The organism is Streptomyces sp. NPDC001135, from assembly GCF_053598395.1.
Genome location: NZ_JBSFKD010000041.1, coordinates 61,918 through 83,437 on the forward strand (window position 1 = coordinate 61,918; position 21,520 = coordinate 83,437).

Consider the following 21,520-nt stretch of genomic DNA (forward strand, 5'->3'; position numbering starts at 1 on the left):
TCAGCGTTCCTTCGTCTCCTCCAGCACCGTCCGCCCCAGCAGCACATACCGCTCCGGGGACCGCCGCTTCAGATACTGCGCGTACCCGACCCCGATCGCCGCGATCAGGCCCACCAGCCACGGCGTCGCCTTCAGCACGATCGACCCGGACTCCGGCCCGGCCGCCACACCCATGTTGGACACCAGCAACACCACGACGGCGAGCATCGCGACGCCGCCGACGAGCGGCGCGGTGAAGGTGCGGAACCAGTGGCGGCTCTCGGGGTGGTGGGAGCGGAAGTACGCGAGCACGGCGAAGGAGCACACGGCCTGGACGACGAGGATCGCCATGGTCCCCAGGATCGCCAGCAGTACGTACGTGCCCGTGTACGGGTCCTTGCCCGCGATCCAGAAGGCCCCGATCAGCACCGCGCTGACGACGGTCTGCACCAGGCCGGCGATGTGCGGCGAGCCGTGCCGGGCGTGGGTGCGGCCGATGCTCTGCTTCAGCGACGGCAGGACGCCCTCCCGGCCCAGCGCGTACAGATAGCGGGCGGCGCAGTTGTGGAAGGCCATGCCGCAGGCCAGTGAGCCGGTGATCATCAGCCACTGCATGACGTCGACCGCCCAGTGGCCGACATAGCGCTCGGTGGGGTGGAAGAACAGCGCGAGCGGGTTCGCGGAGGAGGCCGCCTTCACGGCCTCGGCCTCGCCGTTGCCGGTGATGGCCATCCAGGAGACGAAGACGTAGAAGACACCGACGCCCAGGACGCTGATCATCGTCGCCTTGGGGATGATCTTCTTCGGGTCGCGGGACTCCTCGCCGTACATCGCGGTCGACTCGAAGCCGACCCAGGACCAGAAGGCGAAGAAGAGCCCGAGACCGGCGGACGTGCCCTTGAAGGCGTTGACCGGGTCGACCGGCGCGAAGGTGAACCCGTGCGGGCCGCCGCCGTGGAGGGCGACGGACACCGCCATGGCCGCCAGTACGGTCACCTCGGTCGCCAGCAGCGCCACCAGGAGCTTCTCGGCGACGCTGACCCCGAACCAGGTGCCGGTCGCGTTGATCGCGAGCATCAGGACAGCGAAGGCCCACCAGGGCACGTGCAGTCCCGTCTGGTCCTTCAGCGTGGTCGTCGCGAAGGTGGAGAAGATCCCGATCAGCGCCGGCTCGAACACGACGTACGCGAAGGTCGCGAGCAGCCCGGAGGCGAGACCGGCGGTCCGGCCGAGCCCGTACGAAATGAATCCGTAGAACGCGCCGGTCGACGTGATGTGCTTCGCCATCGACGTGAAACCAACGGAAAAGATTGCCAGGACGACCATTGCCACGAGATAGCTCGCGGGTGCCCCGATGCCGTTGCCGGCCGACACCATGAACGGCACGTTGCCGGTCATGGCGGTGATCGGCGCGGCGGTGGCGACGGCCATGAACACCACGCCGAGCAGGCCCACTGCGTTGGGCTTCAGCCGATGAACCGTTTCGTCGTCCGTTGTGCCCGCCGCCGGAGCGACGCCCTCGTCCACTGCCATCGGGTGGCCCCCTCAGTATCCGGTCGCTGGGTCCTGATGGAGCAGGATGGTGGACGACACGGGTACACGGGAAGGGGTCGGGGCGGTTAAATATTTGTCACCAGACCATTGAGGGTGTGCGGGTGGTGCGCGCGGGTGGGGTCAGGCCGACGGGAGGACCAGCCCCCAGGCGTCCTCCACCACGCGCCACGTACGCCGCCGTACCGGCCCCGACACCGCCGCGTCCGCGCGGTAGCGGAAGTCCGGGCCGACCACCGTCACCATGCGCCCCAGGGCCCGGAGCGGCGTCGCCTCCGCGCCCACCGACAGCGGACGCACCTCCACCTCGGCCACACCGCCCGTGCCCGGCGTCACCGACACCGCCTCCACGGGCTGGCCCAGATCCACCACGGTCTCCCCGTCGACCTCGACCCGCAGCCGGGACGGCCCCGGGGCCGGAACGGCGGACAGCCGGGGCGGGCGGGGGGCGAGGGTGCGGACCAGGGAGCGGTACCAGGCCCGGCCCGGACCCACCGGCACCGGCTGGGCGGCAGCCGCCCGCACCGGCTCCGGCGGAATGCCCAGCGCGCCCAGGACGACCCCGTCGCTGTCGTCGACCAGCAGGTCCAGGCGCCGCTCGGCACCGTCCAGCACCGCCCGCGCCGCCGCCACCGTCCCGCCCGGCACGCCCAGGGACCGGGCGACGGACGTCTCACCCACCGGGACCACGGACAGGGCACATCCGGTCAGCTCCCGCCGCCGGTGCAGCAGGGTGACGGCCCGGACCAGCGCCCGGTCGTCGCCCACCACCACCGGCCGCCTCGAACCCCTGCGGCCCAGGGCGCGGGCGAATTCCTCCGGCCCGTCGGGCAGGCACACCTTGGCCGCCGCACCCGCGCTGAGCACGTCTTTCGCGATCCGTACGGACTCCCCGTCCGTCTGCCGTGCCGCCGGATCGATGATCACCAGCAGCTGTTCGGACATCGCGAAAGTCGCCACCTCGGTCCTGCCTCGCTTCCTCGGGTAGCATCTTTGTGCAAGAGCCCCTTGCGCTATTGCGCCAGGGGCTTCGTCTATTCCGGGGCATCCGGTCCGACGGTTGTGCGACCAACGGCGGTCGCTGTGGCACGCGGCGGTGAACCTTACGCCCACGCCCCCGACCATGGACATGCCCCACCCGGAAGGGGTGTACGCGCGTGCCCGCACTTGTGCTGCTCGGTGCTCAGTGGGGTGACGAAGGCAAGGGAAAGGCGACCGACCTGCTCGGTGGCTCGGTGGACTACGTAGTGCGATACCAGGGCGGCAACAACGCCGGCCACACGGTCGTCGTCGGCGACCAGAAGTACGCACTCCACCTCCTCCCTTCCGGAATCCTCTCGCCTACGTGTGTTCCGGTCATCGGCAACGGCGTCGTCGTCGACCCGTCGGTCCTGCTCTCCGAGCTGAGCGGTCTGAACGAGCGTGGCGTCGACACGTCCAAGCTCCTGATCAGCGGTAACGCGCACATCATCACGCCGTACAACGTGACCGTCGACAAGGTGACGGAACGCTTCCTCGGCAAGCGCAAGATCGGAACGACCGGCCGTGGCATCGGCCCGACCTACGCGGACAAGATCAACCGCGTCGGCATCCGGGTCCAGGACCTGTACGACGAGTCGATCCTCACCCAGAAGGTGGAGGCGGCCCTCGACGTCAAGAACCAGATCCTCACCAAGCTGTACAACCGGCGCGCGATCGCCGTGAGCCAGGTGGTCGAGGAGCTGCTGGGCTACGCCGAGCAGATCGAGCCGTACGTCGCCGACACCGTGCTGGTCCTGAACCAGGCCCTGGAGGACGACAAGGTCGTCCTGTTCGAGGGCGGCCAGGGCACGCTGCTGGACATCGACCACGGCACGTACCCGTTCGTGACCTCCAGCAACCCCACCGCGGGCGGCGCCTGCACCGGCGCCGGAGTGGGCCCCACGAAGATCAGCCGCGTCATCGGCATCCTCAAGGCCTACACCACCCGCGTCGGCGCCGGCCCCTTCCCGACCGAGCTGTTCGACGAGGACGGCGAGGCGCTGCGCCGCATCGGCGGCGAGCGGGGCGTGACCACCGGCCGTGACCGCCGCTGCGGCTGGTTCGACGCCGTGATCGCCCGCTACGCGACCCGGGTCAACGGCCTGACCGACTTCTTCCTCACCAAGCTGGACGTCCTGACCGGCTGGGAGGAGATCCCGGTCTGCGTGGCGTACGAGATCGACGGCAAGCGCGTCGAGGAGCTGCCGTACTCCCAGACCGACTTCCACCACGCGAAGCCGGTCTACGAGACGCTGCCGGGCTGGTCCGAGGACATCACCAAGGCGAAGTCGTTCTCCGACCTGCCGAAGAACGCCCAGAACTACGTCAAGGCGCTGGAGGAGATGTCCGGCGCCCCGATCTCCGCGATCGGCGTGGGCCCGGGCCGGGACGAGACGATCGAGATCAACTCGTTCCTGTAGGGGAGCCGCGGCCATGCGTTCCGGTGGACAATCGAGGGGTGAGTGTCCACCGGAACGCACGGTGCCGGGGACCGTACGGCGGTGAAGGCGACCAGGCCGGCGGCACGGACTGCTCCGACCCGGCGGTGTTCGAGGTGGCCCGGTACCAGCTGCCCCCGCTCCGCGTCTGCCCGGTGCATCTCGGGCCCTCGCTCCTGATGGCGAGCAGGGTGCTGTGGCCGCCGGAGATCAGGCTCATCGGCCGGCTCTGACACCGGCCGTTCCCCCGGAGTTCGCACAGGCCGCGCACTGACCCATCCTTGACCTGGACATGGTCTTTTCCTGGTTTCCGGCAATCGCGGGCGCTAGCAGCATCTACGCGGGTAGCCTCCGCACTGCACCGCCGCCACCTGTCGCCCACTCCAGCCGAACCAGGAGCCCTTGCATGCCCCTCAGTCCCATGAACCGCCGGGAGTTCGTGAAGAAGTCGGCCGTCACCGGTGCGGCCGTCGCCGCCGCGGGAACCGTCGCGGCGGCCCCCGCCCAGGCGGCCGAGCAGAAGCGTGACTGCCACCCCCGTACCTGGTCGTTCTCCATCCTCGGGACCACCGACCTGCACAGCCACGTCTTCGACTGGGACTACTACAAGGACGCCGCCTACACCGACAAGGCGGGCAACTCGGTGGGTGTGGCACGCGTCGCCACCCTCATCAAGCAGCAGCGCGCGGCCAAGGGTGAGGACCACGTCCTCCTCGTCGACGCCGGCGACATCATCCAGGGCACCTCCCTGGCCTACTACTTCGCCCGTGTCGACCCGATCACCGGCACGGGCGGCAAGGAGGGCCCCCGGCACCCGATGGCCGTGGCCATGAACCACATGCGCTACGACGCCGCCGCCCTCGGCAACCACGAGTTCAACTACGGCATCGAGACGCTGCGCAAGTTCGAGAGCCAGTGCCACTTCCCGCTGCTCGGCGCCAACGCCCTGGACGCCAAGACGCTGCGCCCCGCCTTCCACCCCTACACCGTCAAGCGGATCCGCGTCCCCGGCGCCCCCGACATCAAGGTCGGCATCCTGGGCCTGACCAACCCCGGTATCGCCCTGTGGGACAAGGACAACGTCAGCGGGAAGATGGTGTTCCCGGGCCTGGTGGAGCAGGCGAAGAAGTACGTGCCGAGGCTGCGCGCGCTGGGCTGTGACGTCGTCTTCCTGACGGACCACTCGGGCATGGACGGCTCGTCCTCCTACGGCGACTCGCTCCCGTACGTGGAGAACGCGTCGAACCTGGTGGCCGAGCAGGTGCCCGGGATCGACGCGATCCTGGTGGGCCACACGCACGTGGAGGTCCCGTCCTACACGGTGAAGAACGCGGAGACCGGCGAGGAGGTGCTCCTCTCGGAGCCGTACTGCTGGGGCTACCGCCTCAGCGTCTTCGACTTCGAGCTCGAACTGCACCACGGCCAGTGGAAGGTGACGAGCAAGAAGGCGCAGACCCTCAACCCCAACACCGTGGACGAGGACCCGGAGATCAAGAAGCTCCTGGAGGCCGACCACGAGCTGGTGGTGAAGTACGTCAACACGGCGGTCGGCACGTGTACGGCGAACCTCTCGGCGGCGGAGTCCTGCTGGAAGGACGTCCCCATCATGGACTTCATCCACAAGGTGCAGATGGAGTCGGTGAAGGCGGGCCTGTCGGCGTCCGACGCGGCCCTCCCGCTCATCTCGATGGCGGCGCCCTTCTCCCGCACGGCGGACATCCCCCAGGGCAGCGTCACCATCAAGGACATCGCCGGGCTCTACATCTACGACAACACCCTCTACGGCCGGAAGCTGACGGGCGCCCAGCTGAAGGACTACCTGGAGTACGCGGCGAAGTACTACCACCAGGTCCCGGCCGGCACGAAGGTGGACACCGCCACCCTCACGAACGCCAACAACTTCTGGGACTACATGTACGACACGGCCGCGGGCGTCGACTACGAGATCGACATCGACCGGGCCGAGGGGTCGAGGATCAAGAACCTCACCTACAACGGCGCTCCGGTCGCCGACGACCAGGTCTTCGTCGTGGCGGTCAACAACTACCGCGCCAACGGCGGTTCGGGCTACCCGCACATCGCTTCCGCCCCGGTCGCGTACAGCTCGACAAACGAGATCCGGCAGCTGATGATCGACTACGTGACCGCGAAGAAGACCCTCGACCCGGCCGACTTCGCGGTCACCAACTGGAAGCTGACGCAGGCGGGAACGCCGGTCTTCTGAGCGCAGCGCTCGCCGGACGGGCGGGAACGAGAACAGGGGGAGTGGTGAGCGGAACGGCGGACGACGGCAAGAAGGTGGTCCAGGGCTTCTTCGAGGCGGTCAGCGAGGGCCGGCTCGGGGATCTGCCGCAGTACATGGCGGCGGACGTCGTGGACCACAACAAGATCATCCACGGCGAGGCGGACGAGCCCGGGGCGGCGTTCGAGGGCCTGCGCCAGCAGTCGGAGGCCCTCGCACCGCTCACCGTCCAAGTGGACGAGCTGATCGGCGAGGGGGACCGGGTGGTCGCCCGCGTGACCCAGCGGGGCGTCCACAGCGGGGCGCATCCGCGCATGCCGGAGCCGACCGGCCGGTCCTTCGGGATCGAGGCGATCTGGATCTTCACGCTGCGGGAGGGGAAGATCGCGGAGATCCGCGCGGTGAGCGACCGCCTCGGCCTCTTCGCACAGCTCGGCTGGCCGCTGCCGCAGGGCTGAACCGGTCGCGTCAGGGGGTGGAGCGGGTGGCACCGAAATGGGTCTCGTGCGACCAGACGCAGTGGCACGCGGGACACTGCAGGTGCAGCAGGCTGCCGGTGTTCGAGAGCAGGTAGCGCCACCCGCTCCGGTCGTCGCAGTCCGGGCAGTCCACCCCCCAGGCGCGTCGCCCCCTGTCGGCCTGCGGATCAAGCGGCAGCATCGCCGGGCCCCGGCGGGAGCACACCGGCCGCCACCAGCTCGTCGTAGACGCGCTGCTGCTCGGCGTCCAGGCCGGAGTACAGCAGCGCACGTGCCTCCTCCTCGCCGCGGAGCGCCGCCGCGGGATCCCAGCCGGGGCCCAGGGCGGCCATGACGTGGGTACGCCGGAGCATCTCGTGCGCGCTCAGGTCGACGCTGAAGTCGAAGGTGGGGCCGTGGGAGGACATGCCACCGAACGTAGGCAGGCATTTCGCCCACGGCAAGAAGAGGTGGGTGACATCACACGGCCCGGCTCTCCCGCTGGAGTGACGCTCAGCTGAACACGATCATCGAGCCCTGTGCCAGGGAGCGGGTCGCCGCCGCGTGCAGGCCCAGCCACACGTGCCGTTCGCGGGCGAAGGGGCTGGGGTCGTAGGGAGCGGGGACGGCCGGCTCCTCCAGTTCCGTGGGGGCCACGGGGGGCGCCGGGGCCGCCGGGGGGTTGGCCGGATCGATGCCGATCGCGGGGGCGACGTACTCCAGTTCGCGCAGCAGTGTCTGCGAGGAGCCCAACGGGCCGCCTCCCACCAGCAGTTCCTCGTTGGACAGCGGATGGGGGAAGTCGACCGGGACGTACGCGCCCGCGTGGTCGTAGTGCCAGACCAGGTGGGACTGCTGGGCCGTGGACTCGAACATCTCCAGCAGTTGCTCGTAGTCGCCGCCCAGGTCGTCCACCGGGGTCACCGGCAGGCCGCACACCTGGAGCAGGTAGGCGCGGCGCAGGAAGTGGAGGGCGTCGTAGTCGAAGCCGGCCACGGGCGCGACCTCGCCGGACAGTCCCGGCATGTACTGGTAGACCGGCACCGGCGGGAGCTGGGCCTCGGCAAGTGCCTTGTTGTACTGCGCGAGTTCCTCGGCGAACGGGTTGTCCGGGGTGTGGCACAACACGTCCACGAGCGGTACCAGCCACAGGTCACAGGCCAAAGAGGGCTCCTCACACACAGAAGGTGGTCAGGGAAGGCTACCTGTCGCTTACCCGTTGGTCAGGTGTTCCAGCAGCGCGAGGGAGTGGGCGTTGGCGGCGGCGACGATCGAGCGGGCGGTTCCGGCCTCGCGGCGGGCCAGCGCGTCGACCAGGTCGGTGTGCCCGGCCCAGAGACGGCCGCGCAGATCGGGCAGGCGCAGCAGGTGCTGCACGGCGCACACCCAGGACTGGACGCGCAGGCGGTTGAGGAAGTCGCCGAGGTAGGGGTTGCCGAAGAGCGCGCCGAGCTCGCGCCAGAAGCGGAGGTCGTAGCCGATGAGGATCGTGAGGTCACCGGCCGTGGCGGCCCGCGCCGCCTCCTCGCCGCGGCGGCGCACGGTGGTCAGCGCGGCCGTCGTACGGGGGTCCTCCGGCGGGGTGCGGAAGGCGGGGTGGCCGGTGGTGAGGGCGTGGAACATGCCGTCGGTGACCAGGCTGCGGGCCTCGATCATGTTCCGGTAGTCGCTGACGGAGTACTCCGGAACCCGGAAGCCGCGGTGCTGGTCGGCCTCCAGGATGCCCTGCGCGGACAGGTCGACCAGCGCCTCGCGGACGGGGGTGGCGGAGACGCCGTACTGCTCGGCGATCTCCTTGACCGTGAACGCCCGGCCGGGTCGCAGCCGCCCCGCCAGCACTTCGTCACGGAGCGCGTCCGCGATCTGCTGGCGCAGGGTGCTGCGCGTCACGGCGCCGGTGCCGGGCATGGGCGGGGCCTCTCCTCACACGTCGGGTGACGTACTCGTCCGTACCCGCGATCCGCGACCTGTGGTCGGGGGTCTACGCGGGTATCCATGTCCTACGAGCACGCCACCTTACGCGTTCGGATCGGCCCGGCGGCAGGTGTGGTGCGGTTACCGAGTGTGTTCGTCGGCCACGCTCAGCGCGGCGTCCAGGGCGGCGAAGCCCTCCTTCAGCTCGGCCTCCGTGACATTGCACGGCGGGACCACATGGGTGCGGTTCATGTTCACGAAGGGCCACAGGCCGTGCCGCTTGGCGGCGGCCGTGAACGCGGCCATGGGGGCGTTCGCCTCGCCGGAGGCGTTGTAGGGCACCAGCGGCTCGCGGGTCTCGCGGTTCTTCACGAGGTCCAGCGCCCAGAACATGCCGACGCCGCGCACCTCGCCGACGCTCGGGTGCCGCGCGGCCAGCTCGGCCAGGGCCGGGCCGACGACGCTCTCGCCAAGCCGCCTGGCGTTGTCGACCACGCCCTCCTGCGCCATCACGTCGATCGTGGCGACGGCGGCGGCGCAGGCCAGCGGGTGCCCGGAGTAGGTGAGGCCGCCGGGGTAGGGGCGCTTGCCGAAGGTCTCGGCGATCTCCGGGGAGATCGCGACACCGCCGAGCGGCACGTAACCCGAGTTCACACCCTTGGCGAAGGTCATGAGGTCGGGTACGACCCCGAAGAGGTCGGCGGCGAACCACTCACCGGTGCGTCCGAAGCCGGCCATGACCTCGTCCAGGATGAAGACGATGCCGTACTTGTCACAGATCTCGCGGACACCGGCCAGATAGCCCGGCGGCGGCACCATGATCCCGGCCGTGCCCGGGATGGTCTCCAGGATGATCGCGGCGACCGTGCCCGGCCCCTCGAAGGCGATCGTGGTCTCCAGGTGCTCCAGGGCGCGCGCGGTCTCCTGCTCCTCGGTCTCGGCGTAGAAGCGGGAGCGGTACGGGAACGGCGCCCAGAAGTGGACCACACCGGCCGCGGCGCCGTCGGAGGCCCAGCGGCGCGGGTCACCGGTGATGTTGATCGCCTGCTGGGTGCCGCCGTGGTACGAGCGGTAGGCCGAGAGCACCTTGGGGCGGCCCGTGTGCAGCCGGGCCATGCGCACCGCGTGCTCGACGGCGTCCGCGCCGCCGTTGGTGAAGAAGATCTTGTCCAGGTCGCCGGGGGTCCGTTCGGCGATCAGCCGGGCCGCCTCCGAGCGCGCCTCGATCGCGAAGGCGGGCGCGAAGGTCGTCATCTTCGCCGCCTGCTCCTGAACGGCGGCGACGACCTTGGGGTGCTGGTAGCCGATGTTCGTGTAGACGAGCCCGCTGGTGAAGTCCAGGTACCGCTTGCCGTCGTAGTCCCAGAAGTACGACCCCTCGGCGCCGGCGACGGCGAGCGGGTCGATGAGGTCCTGCGCGGACCAGGAGTGGAAGACGTGCGCGCGGTCCGCGGCCTTCACTGCGGCGCCGGCGTCGGGGTTGGGCTGAGGGGTCATGTCCGCGAGCGTAAATGTCCGCGATGCGGAAGGGATATCGGCGTCTTGTTCTGTGGACGGGCGGAATCCGCGACAGGTTGTCGACGCCGGTGGAGGCCAGGTGTTGACAGCATCCTGTCGAAAAGACAGCATGCTGTCATGAGTCCCGCCACCGTCCACCTCGCCGTCTACGAGAGCCTCGCCGACTGGGAGACGGGGCATGCGACCGCCTACCTGGCGCGGGCCGGCTACCGGGTCCTGACCGTCGGGCCCACCACCGAGCCGGTGAAGAGCATCGGCGGACTGCGCATCCAGCCCGACCTCGCCCTCGCCGACCTGCGGCCCGAGGACAGCTCGCTGCTGATCCTCCCGGGCGCCGACCTGTGGACCCCGACCTCAGCCGGTACCGCGGCGGGGGGCGACGACCTCGCCCCCTTCGCCCGGGCCGCCCGCGCCTTCCTCGACGCGGGCGTGCCCGTCGCCGCGATCTGCGGCGCCACCGCCGGCCTCGCCCGCGAGGGCCTCCTCGACGACCGCGCCCACACCGGCGCGGCCTCCTTCCACCTGGCCGCGACCGGTTACGCGGGCGCCGGGCGGTACGTCGAGACGGACGCCGTGACCGACGGCGGCCTGATCACCGCCGGGCCCACCGAACCCGTCGCCTTCGCCCGCGAGATCCTCCGGCTCCTCGGGGTGTACGAGGGCGAGGTGCTGGACGCCTGGTACCGGCTGTACCACGACTCCGACGCACAGGCGTACGCCGTTCTGCAGCAGGCCCGCGCCCGGTGAGCCGGGAACGGCAGGAACTGCTCAGCCGCAGCGCCCTCGGTGCCTTCCGCCTCAACGGACAGTTCCTCGCCGTCGCCGAGGAGCTGGCCCGCCCGGCCGGGATCACCGCCGCCTGGTGGCAGGTGCTCGGCGCGGTCCTGGGGGAGCCGCTGCCCGTGGCCGGTATCGCGCGGGCCATGGGCATCACGCGGCAGAGCGTGCAGCGCATCGCCGATCTGCTGGTCGAACGGGGGCTGGCCGCATACCGCCCGAACCCGGCGCACCGGCGCGCCAAGCTCCTCGCGCCGACCGAGCGGGGGCGGGCGGCCGTGGCCCGGATCGGCCCCGGGCACGCGGCCTACGCGGACCGGCTGGCGCAGGCGATGGGGGAGGCCGAACTCGCCGAGGCGGTACGGCTGCTGGAGCGGCTGTCGGACGTCCTGGACGAGCTGGGCGGGCCCTCCCCCGCTCTCGGCTCCGCGGGAGCGGAAGCACCCCCGTCGGAACCGTAGACGGCGGCACGCGCGACTCCCCCGAGGGCCGGATTATCCTCGGTCCGTCGCACACGTATGCGTGGTGCGGACCGGGCTTACGGGTGGAGGGCGGGGCGGCCATGGAGACGCTGGCGGCGGGGGATCCGCGGCACATCGGGGGCTACCGGCTGCTGGCGCGGCTGGGCGCGGGCGGCATGGGGCAGGTGTATCTGGCCCGCTCGGACCGGGGTCGTACCGTCGCCGTGAAACTGGTCCGCGAGGAACTCGCCGCGCAGGAGGAGTTCCGGGAGCGGTTCCGGCAGGAGGTGCAGGCCGCGCAGCGGGTCGGCGGGTACTGGACCGCGCCCGTGCTGGACGCCGACACCGAGGCGGCGGTGCCGTGGGTGGCCACCGGGTATGTCGCCGGGCCGAGTCTGCAGCAGGTCGTCGGGCGTGATCACGGGGCGTTGCCGGAGCGGTCCGTACGGATCCTGGCGGCCGGGCTCGCGCACGCGCTGAAGGACATCCACGCGGCGGGGATCGTGCACCGGGATCTGAAGCCGTCGAACGTGCTGGTGACGATCGACGGGCCGCGTGTCATCGACTTCGGGATCGCGCGGGCCATGGAGACGACCTCGCTGGGCGGGGAGGGGCTGACCCGGACCGGGTCGCTGGTCGGGTCGCCCGGGTTCATGGCGCCCGAGCAGGTGCGGGGGGACCGGATCACACCGGCGTGCGACGTCTTCTGCCTCGGGTCCGTGCTGGCCTACGCGGCGACCGGGGCGCTGCCGTTCGGGACCGCCAACACCGGGGTGCACGCCCTGATGTTCCGGATCGCCCAGGAGGAGCCGGACCTCGCGGGGGTGCCGGAGGGGATCGCCGACCTGGTGCGGGAGTGCCTGCGCAAGGAGCCCGGGGCCCGGCCGACGCTGGACGCGCTGCTGGAGCGGACGGGGGCGGAGGACACCGTGACCGGGGGGCGGTCCCGGGATCCCTGGCTGCCGGGGGCACTGGTCGCCCAACTCGGGCGGCACGCCGTGCAGTTGCTGGAGGTCGAGGATCCGCAGAGGGTCTCGTCGGGCGGGTCGTCGGGCGCGGGTGGCCCTGGTGCGGCGGACGTGCCGTCGGCGGGTGCGGGGGGTTCCGTGGCCGGGAACGGTGCGGGCGGGGCGTCGCCCGAGCACGCCCCCGTCTCCGACGCGGGGGCCGGTGCCGGTGGCGTGAACCAGCTGCCCACCGTCGTGTCGGGTCAGGCTCCGCCGCCGGTGCCGCCGGTGGCTCCCGGGTCCGGGTACGGGTATGCGCAGCAGCATCCCCAGCCGGCTGCGCAGTCGTATCCGCCGTCGTACCCCCCGTCGTATCCGCAGTCGGGCGGCGCCTACGGGTACCCGCCGCAGTCGTTCAACCCGTACGGCGGCGGGCTCGGGTCCACGCCGCCGTACGGGCCGTCGGCGGTCGGCGCGGTGCAGGAACCGGAGCGGCGCAGTGGGCGGTCGACCGCGCTGCTCGTCGTGATCGCGCTGGTGGTGGCGCTGGGCGCGGGCGGTTCGGTGTACGCGCTGATGAACGGCGGCGGTGGGCACCACGAGGGGGGCGGCGCCGTCGGTTCCGCGCCCGCCACGGGCTCCGGGACGCCCGGCCCGGCCGAGTCGACGCCGACCGTCTCCGCCTCCGCGTCCGCCTCCGTGTCCGCCCCCTCGGACGGGGTGATCCCGGAGGCCTATCTGGGCACCTGGGCGTCGGCGATCGACAACGCCAACGGGACCAACACCCGCCGTCTGACCATCCGACAGGGCAAGGTGGGCGACAGCGTGCTGACACTGGTGGCGGACGGGCCGACGGAGGGCGGGGGGACGTACCACTGCGTCTTCGAGGCCGCGCTCACCCAACAGCCCAGCAGTAACGGGCCGTTGGAGATCGGACCGTCCACCGTCACCAGCGGCCGGCCCGCCTCCTCCTGCTCCCCTGGCGAGCCCACCGAGGTCACCCTGCTGCCGGACGGCGGTCTGAAGCGGGCCAAGGCGGACGGCGGGGAGAGCCTGACGTACACGAAGCAGTAGGGCTCCGCCGGGGCGCTCCTCAGCGCGGCTCGGGGGGCCGCTGCCGTGGCATGTTCGGGCGGGAGCCGTTGGCCGGCGGCAGCGGAAAGCGGCCGCCGGAGCTCCCCGCCTCCTGGCGCGGGACGTACGCCACCGCCGCCTGGATGCCCAGCGGTGCGGAACCCGTGCGGAACTCCACCATCCAGTCGGCCGTCTCCGCGCGCACCAGCTCCGTGACGTCCTCGGTGAACCGCCGCAGCACCCCCAGGCACCGCTCGGCGGCCTCCCCGGCCGTGCCCTCCGCCGGACCCAGCACCTCCCGGACGCTCTCGGAGGCCCAGTCGAACTGCAGCGCCTGCAGGCGCCGCTGCACCGCCTGCGCGGTGGCCACGTCCCGCATCCAGCCGGACGTCACACCGAAGTACCGGTCGACGCCGACGCAGGCGACCGCGAGGAGCAGCGCCACACAGCCCCAGGGCGCCACCCCGTCGGCCGCTCCCGCCAGATCCAGCAGCGGCAGCGCGGCACCGGTCACCGCGCCCGCCGCCGCGCCCGAGCGCAGCACCCGGGCGCCGCGCCGCTTCCACACCCGGTCCCGCAGATACCAGGACGCGGTCTCCAGCGCCCCGCGCTCCACCCATCGGTACAGCTCGTCGAGCCGCTCGGCGGGCTCCCCCCAGTCCCCGAGCGGAAGGGTCCGCCCGCTCAGATCGCCCGGCCGCAGCCCGGCCGCACCCTCGCCCCGCCCGTCCTGTGGCGGACCCTCGGGCTGCATCTCCGGCTGACCCACCCGGCACTCCCTACTGATCACTGATCACGACCGGTCACGTTGCGTGACATACCATGCCGATTCCATGCCGACGCGCGGCACCTTTCCTACCGCCCAATGGGTGGCGAAGAGGGAGCTTTCCCGGCTTTTCCGCTCGGAAGAGGGCCTTGATCAGGTATAGGGCTGCCGTTGTTCTCACTCGAAAGAGTGGCGGGGCGATGGGGACGTGGACCACGTAGGCTCGTGCCCAAGAAGAAGAACGTAGAGGAGCTGATCGTGATCCCCGGTGGTGGCCAGCCCAACATGCAGCAGTTGCTCCAGCAGGCCCAGAAGATGCAGCAGGATCTGCAGCGGGCGCAGGAGGAACTGGCGAACACGGAGGTCGACGGGCAGGCGGGCGGCGGTCTGGTGAAGGCCACCGTGACCGGCGCCGGCGAGCTGCGCGCGCTGAAGATCGACCCGAAGGCGGTCGACCCGGAGGACACGGACACCCTCGCCGACCTGGTCGTGGCGGCCGTGCAGGCGGCCAACGAGAACGCCCAGGCCCTGCAGCAGCAGAAGCTCGGCCCGCTCGCCCAGGGTCTCGGCGGCGGCACGGGCATCCCCGGTCTGCCGTTCTGAGCCCGGGCCAACTACGGTACGTACCGAAAGGTCTTAAGGAAAGGCAGTCCGGTGTACGAAGGCGTGGTCCAGGACCTCATCGACGAGCTGGGGCGGCTGCCCGGCGTCGGTCCCAAGAGCGCGCAGCGGATCGCCTTCCACATCCTGCAGGCGGAGCCGGCCGACGTGAAGCGGCTCGCGCAGGCGCTCCTGGAGGTCAAGGCGAAGGTCCGCTTCTGCGCGACCTGCGGCAATGTGGCACAGGAGGAGCTGTGCGGCATCTGCCGTGACCCGCGCCGTGACCCGTCGGTCATCTGCGTGGTCGAGGAGCCGAAGGACGTCGTCGCCATCGAGCGCACCCGCGAGTTCCGCGGCCGTTACCACGTGCTCGGCGGCGCCATCAGCCCGATCGAGGGCGTGGGCCCGGACGACCTGCGCATACGAGAACTCCTCGCGCGGCTGGCCGACGGGACGGTCACGGAGCTGATCCTGGCGACGGATCCCAACCTGGAGGGCGAGGCGACGGCCACCTACCTCGCCCGCATGATCAAACCCATGGGCCTGAAGGTCACCCGCCTGGCCAGCGGCCTCCCGGTGGGCGGCGACCTGGAATACGCGGACGAGGTCACCCTCGGCCGCGCCTTCGAGGGGAGACGACTCCTAGATGTCTGACGCCACACTGCACGACTCGACGCAGAACCCGGACGATTTCGTGGTCCAGATCGCGGACCAGGTCGAGAGCTTCCTGGTGGCCGTCACGGAGGTGGCGAAGGGCGACGAGCCCGGCTCGACCGTTCCCTTCCTCCTCCTGGAGGTGTCCCAGCTCCTGCTGGCCGGCGGTCGTCTGGGCGCCCACGAGGACATCGTTCCCGAGGAGCGCTACGAGCCCGACCTGGGCCCCGAGCCGGACGTGGACGAGCTGCGCGAGAACCTGGCCCGGCTGCTGGAACCGGTCGACGTCTACTCCGAGGTCTTCGACCCGTACGAGCCCCGCAAGGCGCCGGTCCCGGCCCGTATCTCCGACGACCTCGCCGACGTCATCACCGACCTCCGCCACGGCATGGCCCACTACCGTGCGGGCCGCACCACGGAGGCCCTGTGGTGGTGGCAGTTCTCCTACTTCTCCAACTGGGGCCCCACGGCCTCCGCCGTGCTGCGCGCGCTCCAGTCCGTCCTCATCCACGTCCGCCTCAACCAGCCCCTGGAGGAACTGGACGGCCTCGACACCGACCAGCCCGCCATCGGCGACGAGACCCTGGAGTTCGAGGCGGGGCGGGTCATGGCCGAGGAGATCGGCGCACCACTGGGGATCATCGAGGGGAAGTGACCGCGAGCAGCACCTCCGCGCCGACGTACGGCGCGGTCGGCGTCGGTTCGCTGTACCAGCGCAGCGGCCAGGTGTCGCCGTCCAGCGCCGGAACGCCGACATAGGTGACGGTGGTCCGGTCGGTGCGCCGCCCGAAGTACTGCACGCCGAGCGGCCAGTCGTAGCGGTGGACGACCCCGGGCGCCAGCAGGAAGTACACCCACCGCGTCCCGCTGCCGCCCGCGCACACGATGGGCCCCGCGTCGCCGTTCCCGCGCTCGACCAGCCAGTCGGCGACGGCCTCGCCCCGTCTCCCCTCGATCCGCACGGCGTCGAAGTGCACACCGGCCGCGCGGAGTCGGTGCCCACGGGCGGGGACCCAGGCGGGCCGGTGAATTCCGTTGGTCATGGTCACACGCTGCCCTCCGCGCCGCTACCCTCGGTAGTGACCCAGGTGATACACGGCGGGGTGTACCGGTGGGAGGTGCATGCGGTGTCCCAGTCGCCGCCCATGTGGCGCTTCAGTGGCAACCAGATGAAACGCTGGCGCACGAAGGCCAACGTCAGCCGCGAGCAACTGGCCGCCGCCTCCAACTACTCCCCGGACACCATCAAGGCGATGGAGCAGGGGGTGCGGATGCCGACGCCCCGAGTCCTGGACGTGGCCGATGAGTTGTGCCGGGCGGAGGGGTTGCTGAGCGCGGCGAAGGACTACTTGAGCAGGGAGAAGTTCCCGGCCGGGGCCGTGGATTTCATGGAGCGCGAGAAGGAGGCGATCAGCCTCTGGTGGTACGAGGTCACGTACATCCCCGGGCTCCTCCAGACGGAGGCGTACGCAACTTCCCTCATCCAGAACCATGTCCCGTTCCTGGATGACGAGACGGTGCAGGAGCGGATCGCCGCGCGGATGGATCGACAGGCGATCCTGACGGAGCGAAAGCCGCCAGTGGCTTTGAGTTTCGTCCTGTATGAGGCTGCCTTGCGAAGCCCCCAGGTCGACGAGCAGCAGCTGCATCGCTTGCTGGAGCTGGGGCGCCTGCTCAACCTAGTGATCCAGGTGCTTCCGTTCGAACGCGCCACAGTCCCAGCGCTCATGGGGCCCATGGTTTTGCTGGAGACCCGTGACCATGAGCGGTTCACTTTCACCGAAGGGGCGTTGTCCAGCTCGCTGTTGGCCGATCCGGCGGCTGTCAGCCGCGCAACGCAGACGCTTAGCATGATCCGCGCGGAGGCTCTCAGTCCCGATGAGTCGGCGCGTTTCATCGAGCGGATGGTGGATCAGCCATGAGCGAGCAGCTGAAGTGGTGCAAAGCGAGCTACAGCAACTCCGAAGGCGGCGCCTGCGTCGAAGTCGCCTTCGCCACCCGCATCCACGTCCGCGACTCCAAGACGGCCCCCACCGGCCCCGAACTCCACGTCCCCGCCCCCGCATGGTCGGCGTTCATCTCGGCACTGCGGCCCGGGGCTTGAGCCTCGGGCCGCAGTGCGGCGTCCTCCTCGGTCAGGAGGTGTCAGTCGGTGCTGATCCGGTTGAAGGTGTTGGAGTAGGCGTAGCCAGTGGGCTTGTCGTATCCGTCGACTTCCCAGAAGGACAGTTCCTGGACTCCGTTGGACGCGGCGAAGTTCTCCAGCGTGGCCGCGTCGGACTGGGAGAAGACTTCGTCGTCGTCGTTCTTGCCGGCGATCGGCGTCAGGCCCATCATCCCGTAGGCCTGGGAGTCGGAAACGCCGTAGATGTGGGCGAGTTGACCGGCGGTTGACTGTGCGGCCGACTCGGCGTCGGCGAGCGCGTTGTGTCCGTCGCCGAAGTCCATGGTCATGAGGTTGACGGTGCTGACGTTGACACCGTTGTCCTTGGCATCCTGCAGGAGTGCGGTCTGTGCGGAGGGGAGGCCGTCGGGGGCGACGGCGAGCGTGTAGGTCACCTGGACCGAGGGGTTCTGTGCCTGAAGCGCGGCGAGTGCCTGATTGCGGCGGGTGTTGGCGGCGGTGTCGTCGAGGGTCGCGCCTTCGACGTCGAAGTCGAGCCGGGTGACGCCGTAGGTGTTGACGATGTCGGCGTAGGCGGCGGTCAGGTCGGAGACGGAGGTGCAGGTCTGGGCGAGTTCGCCGCCGGCGGCTCCGCCGAAGGAGATGGTCACGTCTCCGCCGTTGTTCTTGAGCGCGTTGATTTCCGAACTGAACGCTCCGACGGGGTCGCCGTTGAATTCCCATTTGGCCGTACAGCCGTCCTGGGGGATGAGGAATGCCAGCGTGTAGTGCTTCAGGCCGGTGGCGGCCATGTCGTCGGCCATGTCACCGGCGGTGCCGGGACCGATCTGGAGGTAGGGGGCCGCGAAGTGCGCGGGCCATGTCGACGTCGCTGCCGCGGCGTTGGCCGGCTGTCCGCTCACGACCAGCATGGCGGTGCCGGTGAGTGGGAGGAGCGCGGCGAGAGCGCGTTTGGGGATGCGAGTGTTCATGGTTTCCTTGTCGGACAGGGAATGGGGGGAAGAGGCCCGCCGTCCGCAGGGCAGGCTCGGGCCCGCGTACGGCGGTGCTCCGGCACTGCTCAGTGGTGGACGGCCGTGCACTGCCTGCCGGAGAACAACGGGGTGGTGTCGACCGGCAGTCCGGGGTCAGGGTTGACGACGATGCCGGAGTCCTGGGTGACCGAACCCTCGCAGTCGCCGAGGGCGGGCTCGGGCTGCGTGGCGGCGGGGCCCATCCACAGGTCGACGTGGTACACGCCGTTCTGCCAGTCCGAGCTGCACGCTGCGCAGCCGTCCTCCATGACGAAGTACTTCTGGAGGTACGGCACGTAGATGCGCGTGCCGGGGGCGAATTCGCCGGGGTCGGTGGCGAAGGTGGAGGGGTGGTCGTAGGTGCCGAGGTCTTCGGTCGCCTCGTTGTGTATCTGGGGATAGGCAATCTGCGCGGTGCCGTAGTTTCCGTTGCCGTCGTCGTTGTCGTTGTAGCCGAAGGCCGTCACATGGACGTTGATGGTGGTGGCGGTGTCCGCCGAGGCGGCAGGGGCGGCGAGGGTCATGGTGAGTGCTGCCGCCGTGACGGCGAGCGATAACTTCAGGTGGGAGCGCATGCTTGTTTTCTTCCTCTCGTGGGAATGCGGTCATGGTGACGCGAGTTCGGCTGCCGAAAACCCGTCGAACTTTTGTACAACGAGTTACTTTCGGTAATACCCTTGGCTGGAGAGGAAGTTGGGCTTCTAAGGTTTCATTACGTACCGCTTAAGGCGCGGATAACCGGCGAATGAGATGACGCCTCAGAGCCTCTTGGCCGCCCGCAGTGCCTTCGCATAGAGGCCGTTGCCGTCCAGGCGGGCCGAGCCGCCGTGGTCGCCGAAGGTGGGGCCGCCTGCCGATGCGCGGCTGGAGACGAAGCGAGGGTGGCCGTCGTCGTCCAGGCCGAGGTAGATGCCGACCTGGTCGAGGCGGTGGCCCTGACGGTCGGCGGTGGCGAAGAAGACGAGGTCGCCCGGCTGGAGCCTGCTCAGCGCCGCGGGGGTGCCCGTGCCTCGGAGCACCGGGACGCCGGGGCCCTGTGTGGCCATCGCGTCGGCGGTGCGGGGAAGGCCCGGGCCCTTGTCGTCCCGGCCGAGCAGCGGGTAGCCCGCTCGGTAGCCGTAGACGAGCCGTACGAAGCCCGACGGGCCCACGGTGCCGTAGCGCGCCTTGTCGGGGTGCACCGTGTGACCGTCGGGGAAGGTCCAGGGGATGCCCAGATACTGGTAGAAGTCGGTGCTGGGACGGGTGGTCCCCGCGTTGTCGTCACCGGCTGTGCCGTACGTCGCCGCTCCCGCGTACCGGACGCCCTTCGCGTCCTTGAGGGGTTTCTCTCCCGCCCGGTACTGCAGGGCCGCGGCGAGGACGTCCGGCTTCGTGCTGCCGCGGTTGGCGCGCAGCCAGTCGGCGAACCACTTCGACCGTTCCTGGCCGGCCGCCCACGTGCGCGGCATCAGGCGTACCCAACTGTCCGTGATCACATGTGACGTGGTGGTCCGCGGCTCGGTGAAGGTGCGGCCGGGCCCGGTGAGGACGGCGGTGCGGGCCCCGTCCGTGAGGGTGGCGACCACGGCGCCGGAGCCGTCCCGGACGACGGTGCGGGCGGGGTCGGCCAGACGGTCGTAATGGAGGCCCCGGGCACGGGCGGGGGGCAGCCGGTCCTGGCCGGAATCGACCGTGCGGGCGGCGGCCGGGCCGCCGGCGGTGCGCAGCTGGTGTGTGGCCACGCCGGCGGCGAGGGCCACGGCTGCGAGAAGGGCGAGGGAGAGCCGTTGGTTCCGCTTGCGTCGGGCGGTGGGAGCGGCGGGGGCGGCGGCCATGGCGGGTGGGGATTCCCTTTCGTCTGGGACAGCGGGCGCTTCGAACACCGAGTCGAACGCCGGGTCGGATACCGGGCCACGTGCCGGTCACGTGGCGGGTGGCACAGCGGCTTACAGGCCGGGCAGTGCGCCCAGCAGGACGCCCGTGGTGAGGACGACGTACGCGCCGAGGGTGACCGTGGACGTGGCCACGAGGGTGGCGCGGGGCGGCTGGCGGACCAGCTGGTAGGCGACGAGGCCGGGCACGATGTAACCGAGGGTCTGGTGGCCGAAGAGGTACGGGAACTTGTACTGCAGGAGCAGGAAACACGTCGCCTGGATCAGCACCCCGCACAGCACCACCGCCGCGAACAGCCGCTTGCCGTAGAGGATCACGACGCCCTGCACCAGACGCGTGCAGCCGTACGTCAGGACGGTCACCCCGATCACCATGAGGAACAGCCGCCAGTTCCCGACGAGGATCAGCGCCAGCCAGCCGGGGGTGATCATGCCCCCGGGGGAGAGGTTGGTGGTGAGGTAGCAGATCAGGGAGAAGAGGAGCCCGAGCGTGATACCGATCGCGGCCATGTCCGGGCTGAGGTGGACGGGGGTCACTGGTCGTTGTCTCCGGTGCGCTGAGCGGGAAAGCGGGACATGCCGGGGGCGGCCGACTCGGTGTCGGCGGAGGGGAGGTGGGCGAGGCGTTCCAGCAGCAGCTCGCCCTGGCCGTGGATGTTGCCGATGGCGACGAGGGACGCGTCGCCGTCCAGGTCGGCGAGCAGGTCGGCGGTGAGGTTGTCGGGGTCGCGGTCGTCGCCGCCGAGGTCGACGATCCGTCCGCCCCAGCCGCCGGGGATGCCCTCGCGGGCGCTCTTGGTGGGATGGCCGATCAGGAAGACCGTGTCGGGGGCCAGCTCGGGGATGATCTGGCCCATCTGGCCGTTGCGTTCGACGCGGTCGGGGCGGCAGTTGATGACCACGTGCAGGGGGCGGTGGATGGCGCCGAGGTCGAGGAGCTGGTTGATGTTCATCAGCGTCGACTCGGGGTCGTTGGCCGCGAACACGTTGGCGAAGGCGAGCGTGCTGCCCTGGGGCGTCCGGTAGCGCTCGACGGAGAGGACACCGGGGTCCGGCGGGGCGTCGTACATCCCCTGCAGGGCCGTTGCGCGGTCCACGCCGAGGAGTT

General features: G+C 70.5%; 24 protein-coding genes and 1 pseudogene. 12 read left to right on the forward strand and 13 right to left on the reverse strand.

The window, feature by feature from the left end; all coding sequences use genetic code 11:
- Positions 1-1,512 (reverse strand): APC family permease, encoded by a 1,512-nt coding sequence (locus ACWC94_RS36145; RefSeq protein ID WP_450801509.1) that lies wholly within the window; start codon positions 1,510-1,512, stop codon positions 1-3.
- 141 nt (positions 1,513-1,653) lie between these two features.
- Positions 1,654-2,475, reverse strand: coding sequence for a diacylglycerol kinase (locus tag ACWC94_RS36150; RefSeq protein ID WP_450801510.1), 822 nt, complete (start codon positions 2,473-2,475; stop codon positions 1,654-1,656).
- 212 nt (positions 2,476-2,687) lie between these two features.
- On the opposite strand from ACWC94_RS36150, the gene ACWC94_RS36155 reads away from it, so the two are divergent.
- From ACWC94_RS36155 to ACWC94_RS36170, 4 genes are all read left to right on the forward strand, one after another.
- On the forward strand, positions 2,688-3,971 hold the full coding sequence (locus tag ACWC94_RS36155; RefSeq protein ID WP_450801511.1) for an adenylosuccinate synthase: 1,284 nt from the start codon (positions 2,688-2,690) through the stop codon (positions 3,969-3,971).
- A 38-nt stretch (positions 3,972-4,009) separates the two neighbouring features.
- Positions 4,010-4,222, forward strand: coding sequence for a hypothetical protein (locus ACWC94_RS36160; protein ID WP_450801512.1), 213 nt, complete (start codon positions 4,010-4,012; stop codon positions 4,220-4,222).
- Between the two features lie 173 nt (positions 4,223-4,395).
- Positions 4,396-6,213 carry a bifunctional metallophosphatase/5'-nucleotidase gene (locus tag ACWC94_RS36165; RefSeq protein WP_450801513.1) on the forward strand — a complete coding sequence of 606 codons (1,818 nt, stop codon included), beginning with the start codon at positions 4,396-4,398 and terminating at the stop codon, positions 6,211-6,213.
- A 44-nt stretch (positions 6,214-6,257) separates the two neighbouring features.
- Positions 6,258-6,689 carry an ester cyclase gene (locus tag ACWC94_RS36170; RefSeq protein ID WP_450801514.1) on the forward strand — a complete coding sequence of 144 codons (432 nt, stop codon included), beginning with the start codon at positions 6,258-6,260 and terminating at the stop codon, positions 6,687-6,689.
- Positions 6,690-6,877: 188 nt separating this feature from the next.
- On the opposite strand, the gene ACWC94_RS36175 is transcribed toward ACWC94_RS36170, so the two are convergent.
- The 4 genes from ACWC94_RS36175 to ACWC94_RS36190 form a co-directional block, all read right to left on the reverse strand.
- Positions 6,878-7,117 (reverse strand): DUF6400 family protein, encoded by a 240-nt coding sequence (locus ACWC94_RS36175; RefSeq protein WP_450801515.1) that lies wholly within the window; start codon positions 7,115-7,117, stop codon positions 6,878-6,880.
- An 85-nt stretch (positions 7,118-7,202) separates the two neighbouring features.
- Positions 7,203-7,853 carry a hypothetical protein gene (locus ACWC94_RS36180; protein ID WP_450801516.1) on the reverse strand — a complete coding sequence of 217 codons (651 nt, stop codon included), beginning with the start codon at positions 7,851-7,853 and terminating at the stop codon, positions 7,203-7,205.
- A 48-nt stretch (positions 7,854-7,901) separates the two neighbouring features.
- Positions 7,902-8,597 (reverse strand): GntR family transcriptional regulator, encoded by a 696-nt coding sequence (locus ACWC94_RS36185; RefSeq protein WP_450801517.1) that lies wholly within the window; start codon positions 8,595-8,597, stop codon positions 7,902-7,904.
- A gap of 147 nt (positions 8,598-8,744) precedes the next feature.
- On the reverse strand, positions 8,745-10,100 hold the full coding sequence (locus ACWC94_RS36190; protein WP_450801518.1) for an aminotransferase class III-fold pyridoxal phosphate-dependent enzyme: 1,356 nt from the start codon (positions 10,098-10,100) through the stop codon (positions 8,745-8,747).
- A gap of 138 nt (positions 10,101-10,238) precedes the next feature.
- Here ACWC94_RS36190 and ACWC94_RS36195 point away from each other — a divergent pair, with 138 nt between their 5' ends.
- From ACWC94_RS36195 to ACWC94_RS36205, 3 genes are all read left to right on the forward strand, one after another.
- Complete coding sequence (locus ACWC94_RS36195; RefSeq protein WP_450801519.1) at positions 10,239-10,868, forward strand: DJ-1/PfpI family protein; 630 nt, start codon at positions 10,239-10,241, stop codon at positions 10,866-10,868.
- Complete coding sequence (locus tag ACWC94_RS36200; protein WP_450801520.1) at positions 10,865-11,359, forward strand: MarR family winged helix-turn-helix transcriptional regulator; 495 nt, start codon at positions 10,865-10,867, stop codon at positions 11,357-11,359. The genes ACWC94_RS36195 and ACWC94_RS36200 overlap by 4 nt, the downstream gene beginning before the upstream one ends.
- Positions 11,360-11,460: 101 nt before the next feature.
- The gene (locus ACWC94_RS36205; RefSeq protein WP_450801521.1) at positions 11,461-13,380 is read left to right on the forward strand and encodes a serine/threonine-protein kinase; all 1,920 of its coding nucleotides are present in this window, start codon (positions 11,461-11,463) and stop codon (positions 13,378-13,380) included.
- A gap of 19 nt (positions 13,381-13,399) precedes the next feature.
- Here ACWC94_RS36205 and ACWC94_RS36210 read toward each other — a convergent pair whose 3' ends face one another.
- Positions 13,400-14,149: an SLATT domain-containing protein gene (locus ACWC94_RS36210; protein ID WP_450801522.1), complete on the reverse strand. Its 750-nt coding sequence runs from the start codon at positions 14,147-14,149 to the stop codon at positions 13,400-13,402.
- A 255-nt stretch (positions 14,150-14,404) separates the two neighbouring features.
- Here ACWC94_RS36210 and ACWC94_RS36215 point away from each other — a divergent pair, with 255 nt between their 5' ends.
- Genes ACWC94_RS36215 through ACWC94_RS36225 form a run of 3 tightly spaced genes read left to right on the forward strand, consistent with a single transcriptional unit; the run spans position 14,405 to position 16,055 of the window.
- Positions 14,405-14,749 carry a YbaB/EbfC family nucleoid-associated protein gene (locus ACWC94_RS36215; protein WP_450801534.1) on the forward strand — a complete coding sequence of 115 codons (345 nt, stop codon included), beginning with the start codon at positions 14,405-14,407 and terminating at the stop codon, positions 14,747-14,749.
- A 51-nt stretch (positions 14,750-14,800) separates the two neighbouring features.
- A complete protein-coding gene (gene recR / locus ACWC94_RS36220) occupies positions 14,801-15,400 on the forward strand; it encodes a recombination mediator RecR (protein ID WP_450801523.1) in 600 nt (199 codons plus the stop codon).
- Entirely contained in the window at positions 15,393-16,055 is a 663-nt protein-coding gene (locus ACWC94_RS36225) for a DUF5063 domain-containing protein (protein ID WP_450801524.1), read from the forward strand. The genes recR and ACWC94_RS36225 overlap by 8 nt, the downstream gene beginning before the upstream one ends.
- Here ACWC94_RS36225 and ACWC94_RS36230 read toward each other — a convergent pair.
- Entirely contained in the window at positions 16,039-16,443 is a 405-nt protein-coding gene (locus ACWC94_RS36230) for a hypothetical protein (protein ID WP_450801525.1), read from the reverse strand. The two genes, ACWC94_RS36225 and ACWC94_RS36230, sit on opposite strands and share 17 nt — an antisense overlap.
- Positions 16,444-16,545: 102 nt before the next feature.
- Between ACWC94_RS36230 and ACWC94_RS36235 the strand changes: the two genes are divergently transcribed.
- Both ACWC94_RS36235 and ACWC94_RS36240 read left to right on the forward strand, forming a co-directional pair.
- Positions 16,546-17,322, forward strand: a complete 777-nt coding sequence (locus tag ACWC94_RS36235; protein WP_450801535.1) for a helix-turn-helix domain-containing protein — start codon at positions 16,546-16,548, stop codon at positions 17,320-17,322.
- A complete protein-coding gene (locus ACWC94_RS36240; RefSeq protein WP_450801526.1) occupies positions 17,319-17,504 on the forward strand; it encodes a DUF397 domain-containing protein in 186 nt (61 codons plus the stop codon). Before ACWC94_RS36235 ends, ACWC94_RS36240 begins: the two co-directional genes overlap by 4 nt.
- Positions 17,505-17,545: 41 nt before the next feature.
- Here the strand turns inward: ACWC94_RS36240 and ACWC94_RS36245 are convergent, their stop codons facing one another.
- The 5 genes and pseudogenes from ACWC94_RS36245 to ACWC94_RS36265 form a co-directional block, all read right to left on the reverse strand.
- On the reverse strand, positions 17,546-18,496 hold the full coding sequence (locus tag ACWC94_RS36245) for a chitinase (protein ID WP_450801527.1): 951 nt from the start codon (positions 18,494-18,496) through the stop codon (positions 17,546-17,548).
- Positions 18,497-18,585: 89 nt separating this feature from the next.
- Positions 18,586-19,113, reverse strand: a complete 528-nt coding sequence (locus ACWC94_RS36250) for a hypothetical protein (RefSeq protein ID WP_450801528.1) — start codon at positions 19,111-19,113, stop codon at positions 18,586-18,588.
- 183 nt (positions 19,114-19,296) lie between these two features.
- Positions 19,297-20,355 (reverse strand): hypothetical protein, encoded by a 1,059-nt coding sequence (locus ACWC94_RS36255; protein ID WP_450801529.1) that lies wholly within the window; start codon positions 20,353-20,355, stop codon positions 19,297-19,299.
- A gap of 111 nt (positions 20,356-20,466) precedes the next feature.
- Positions 20,467-20,949 (reverse strand): poly-gamma-glutamate biosynthesis protein PgsC/CapC, encoded by a 483-nt coding sequence (locus tag ACWC94_RS36260; RefSeq protein WP_351243747.1) that lies wholly within the window; start codon positions 20,947-20,949, stop codon positions 20,467-20,469.
- A pseudogene (locus ACWC94_RS36265) lies at positions 20,946-21,520 on the reverse strand (poly-gamma-glutamate synthase PgsB); the annotation flags it as partial. The gene ACWC94_RS36260 and the pseudogene ACWC94_RS36265, both read right to left, overlap by 4 nt.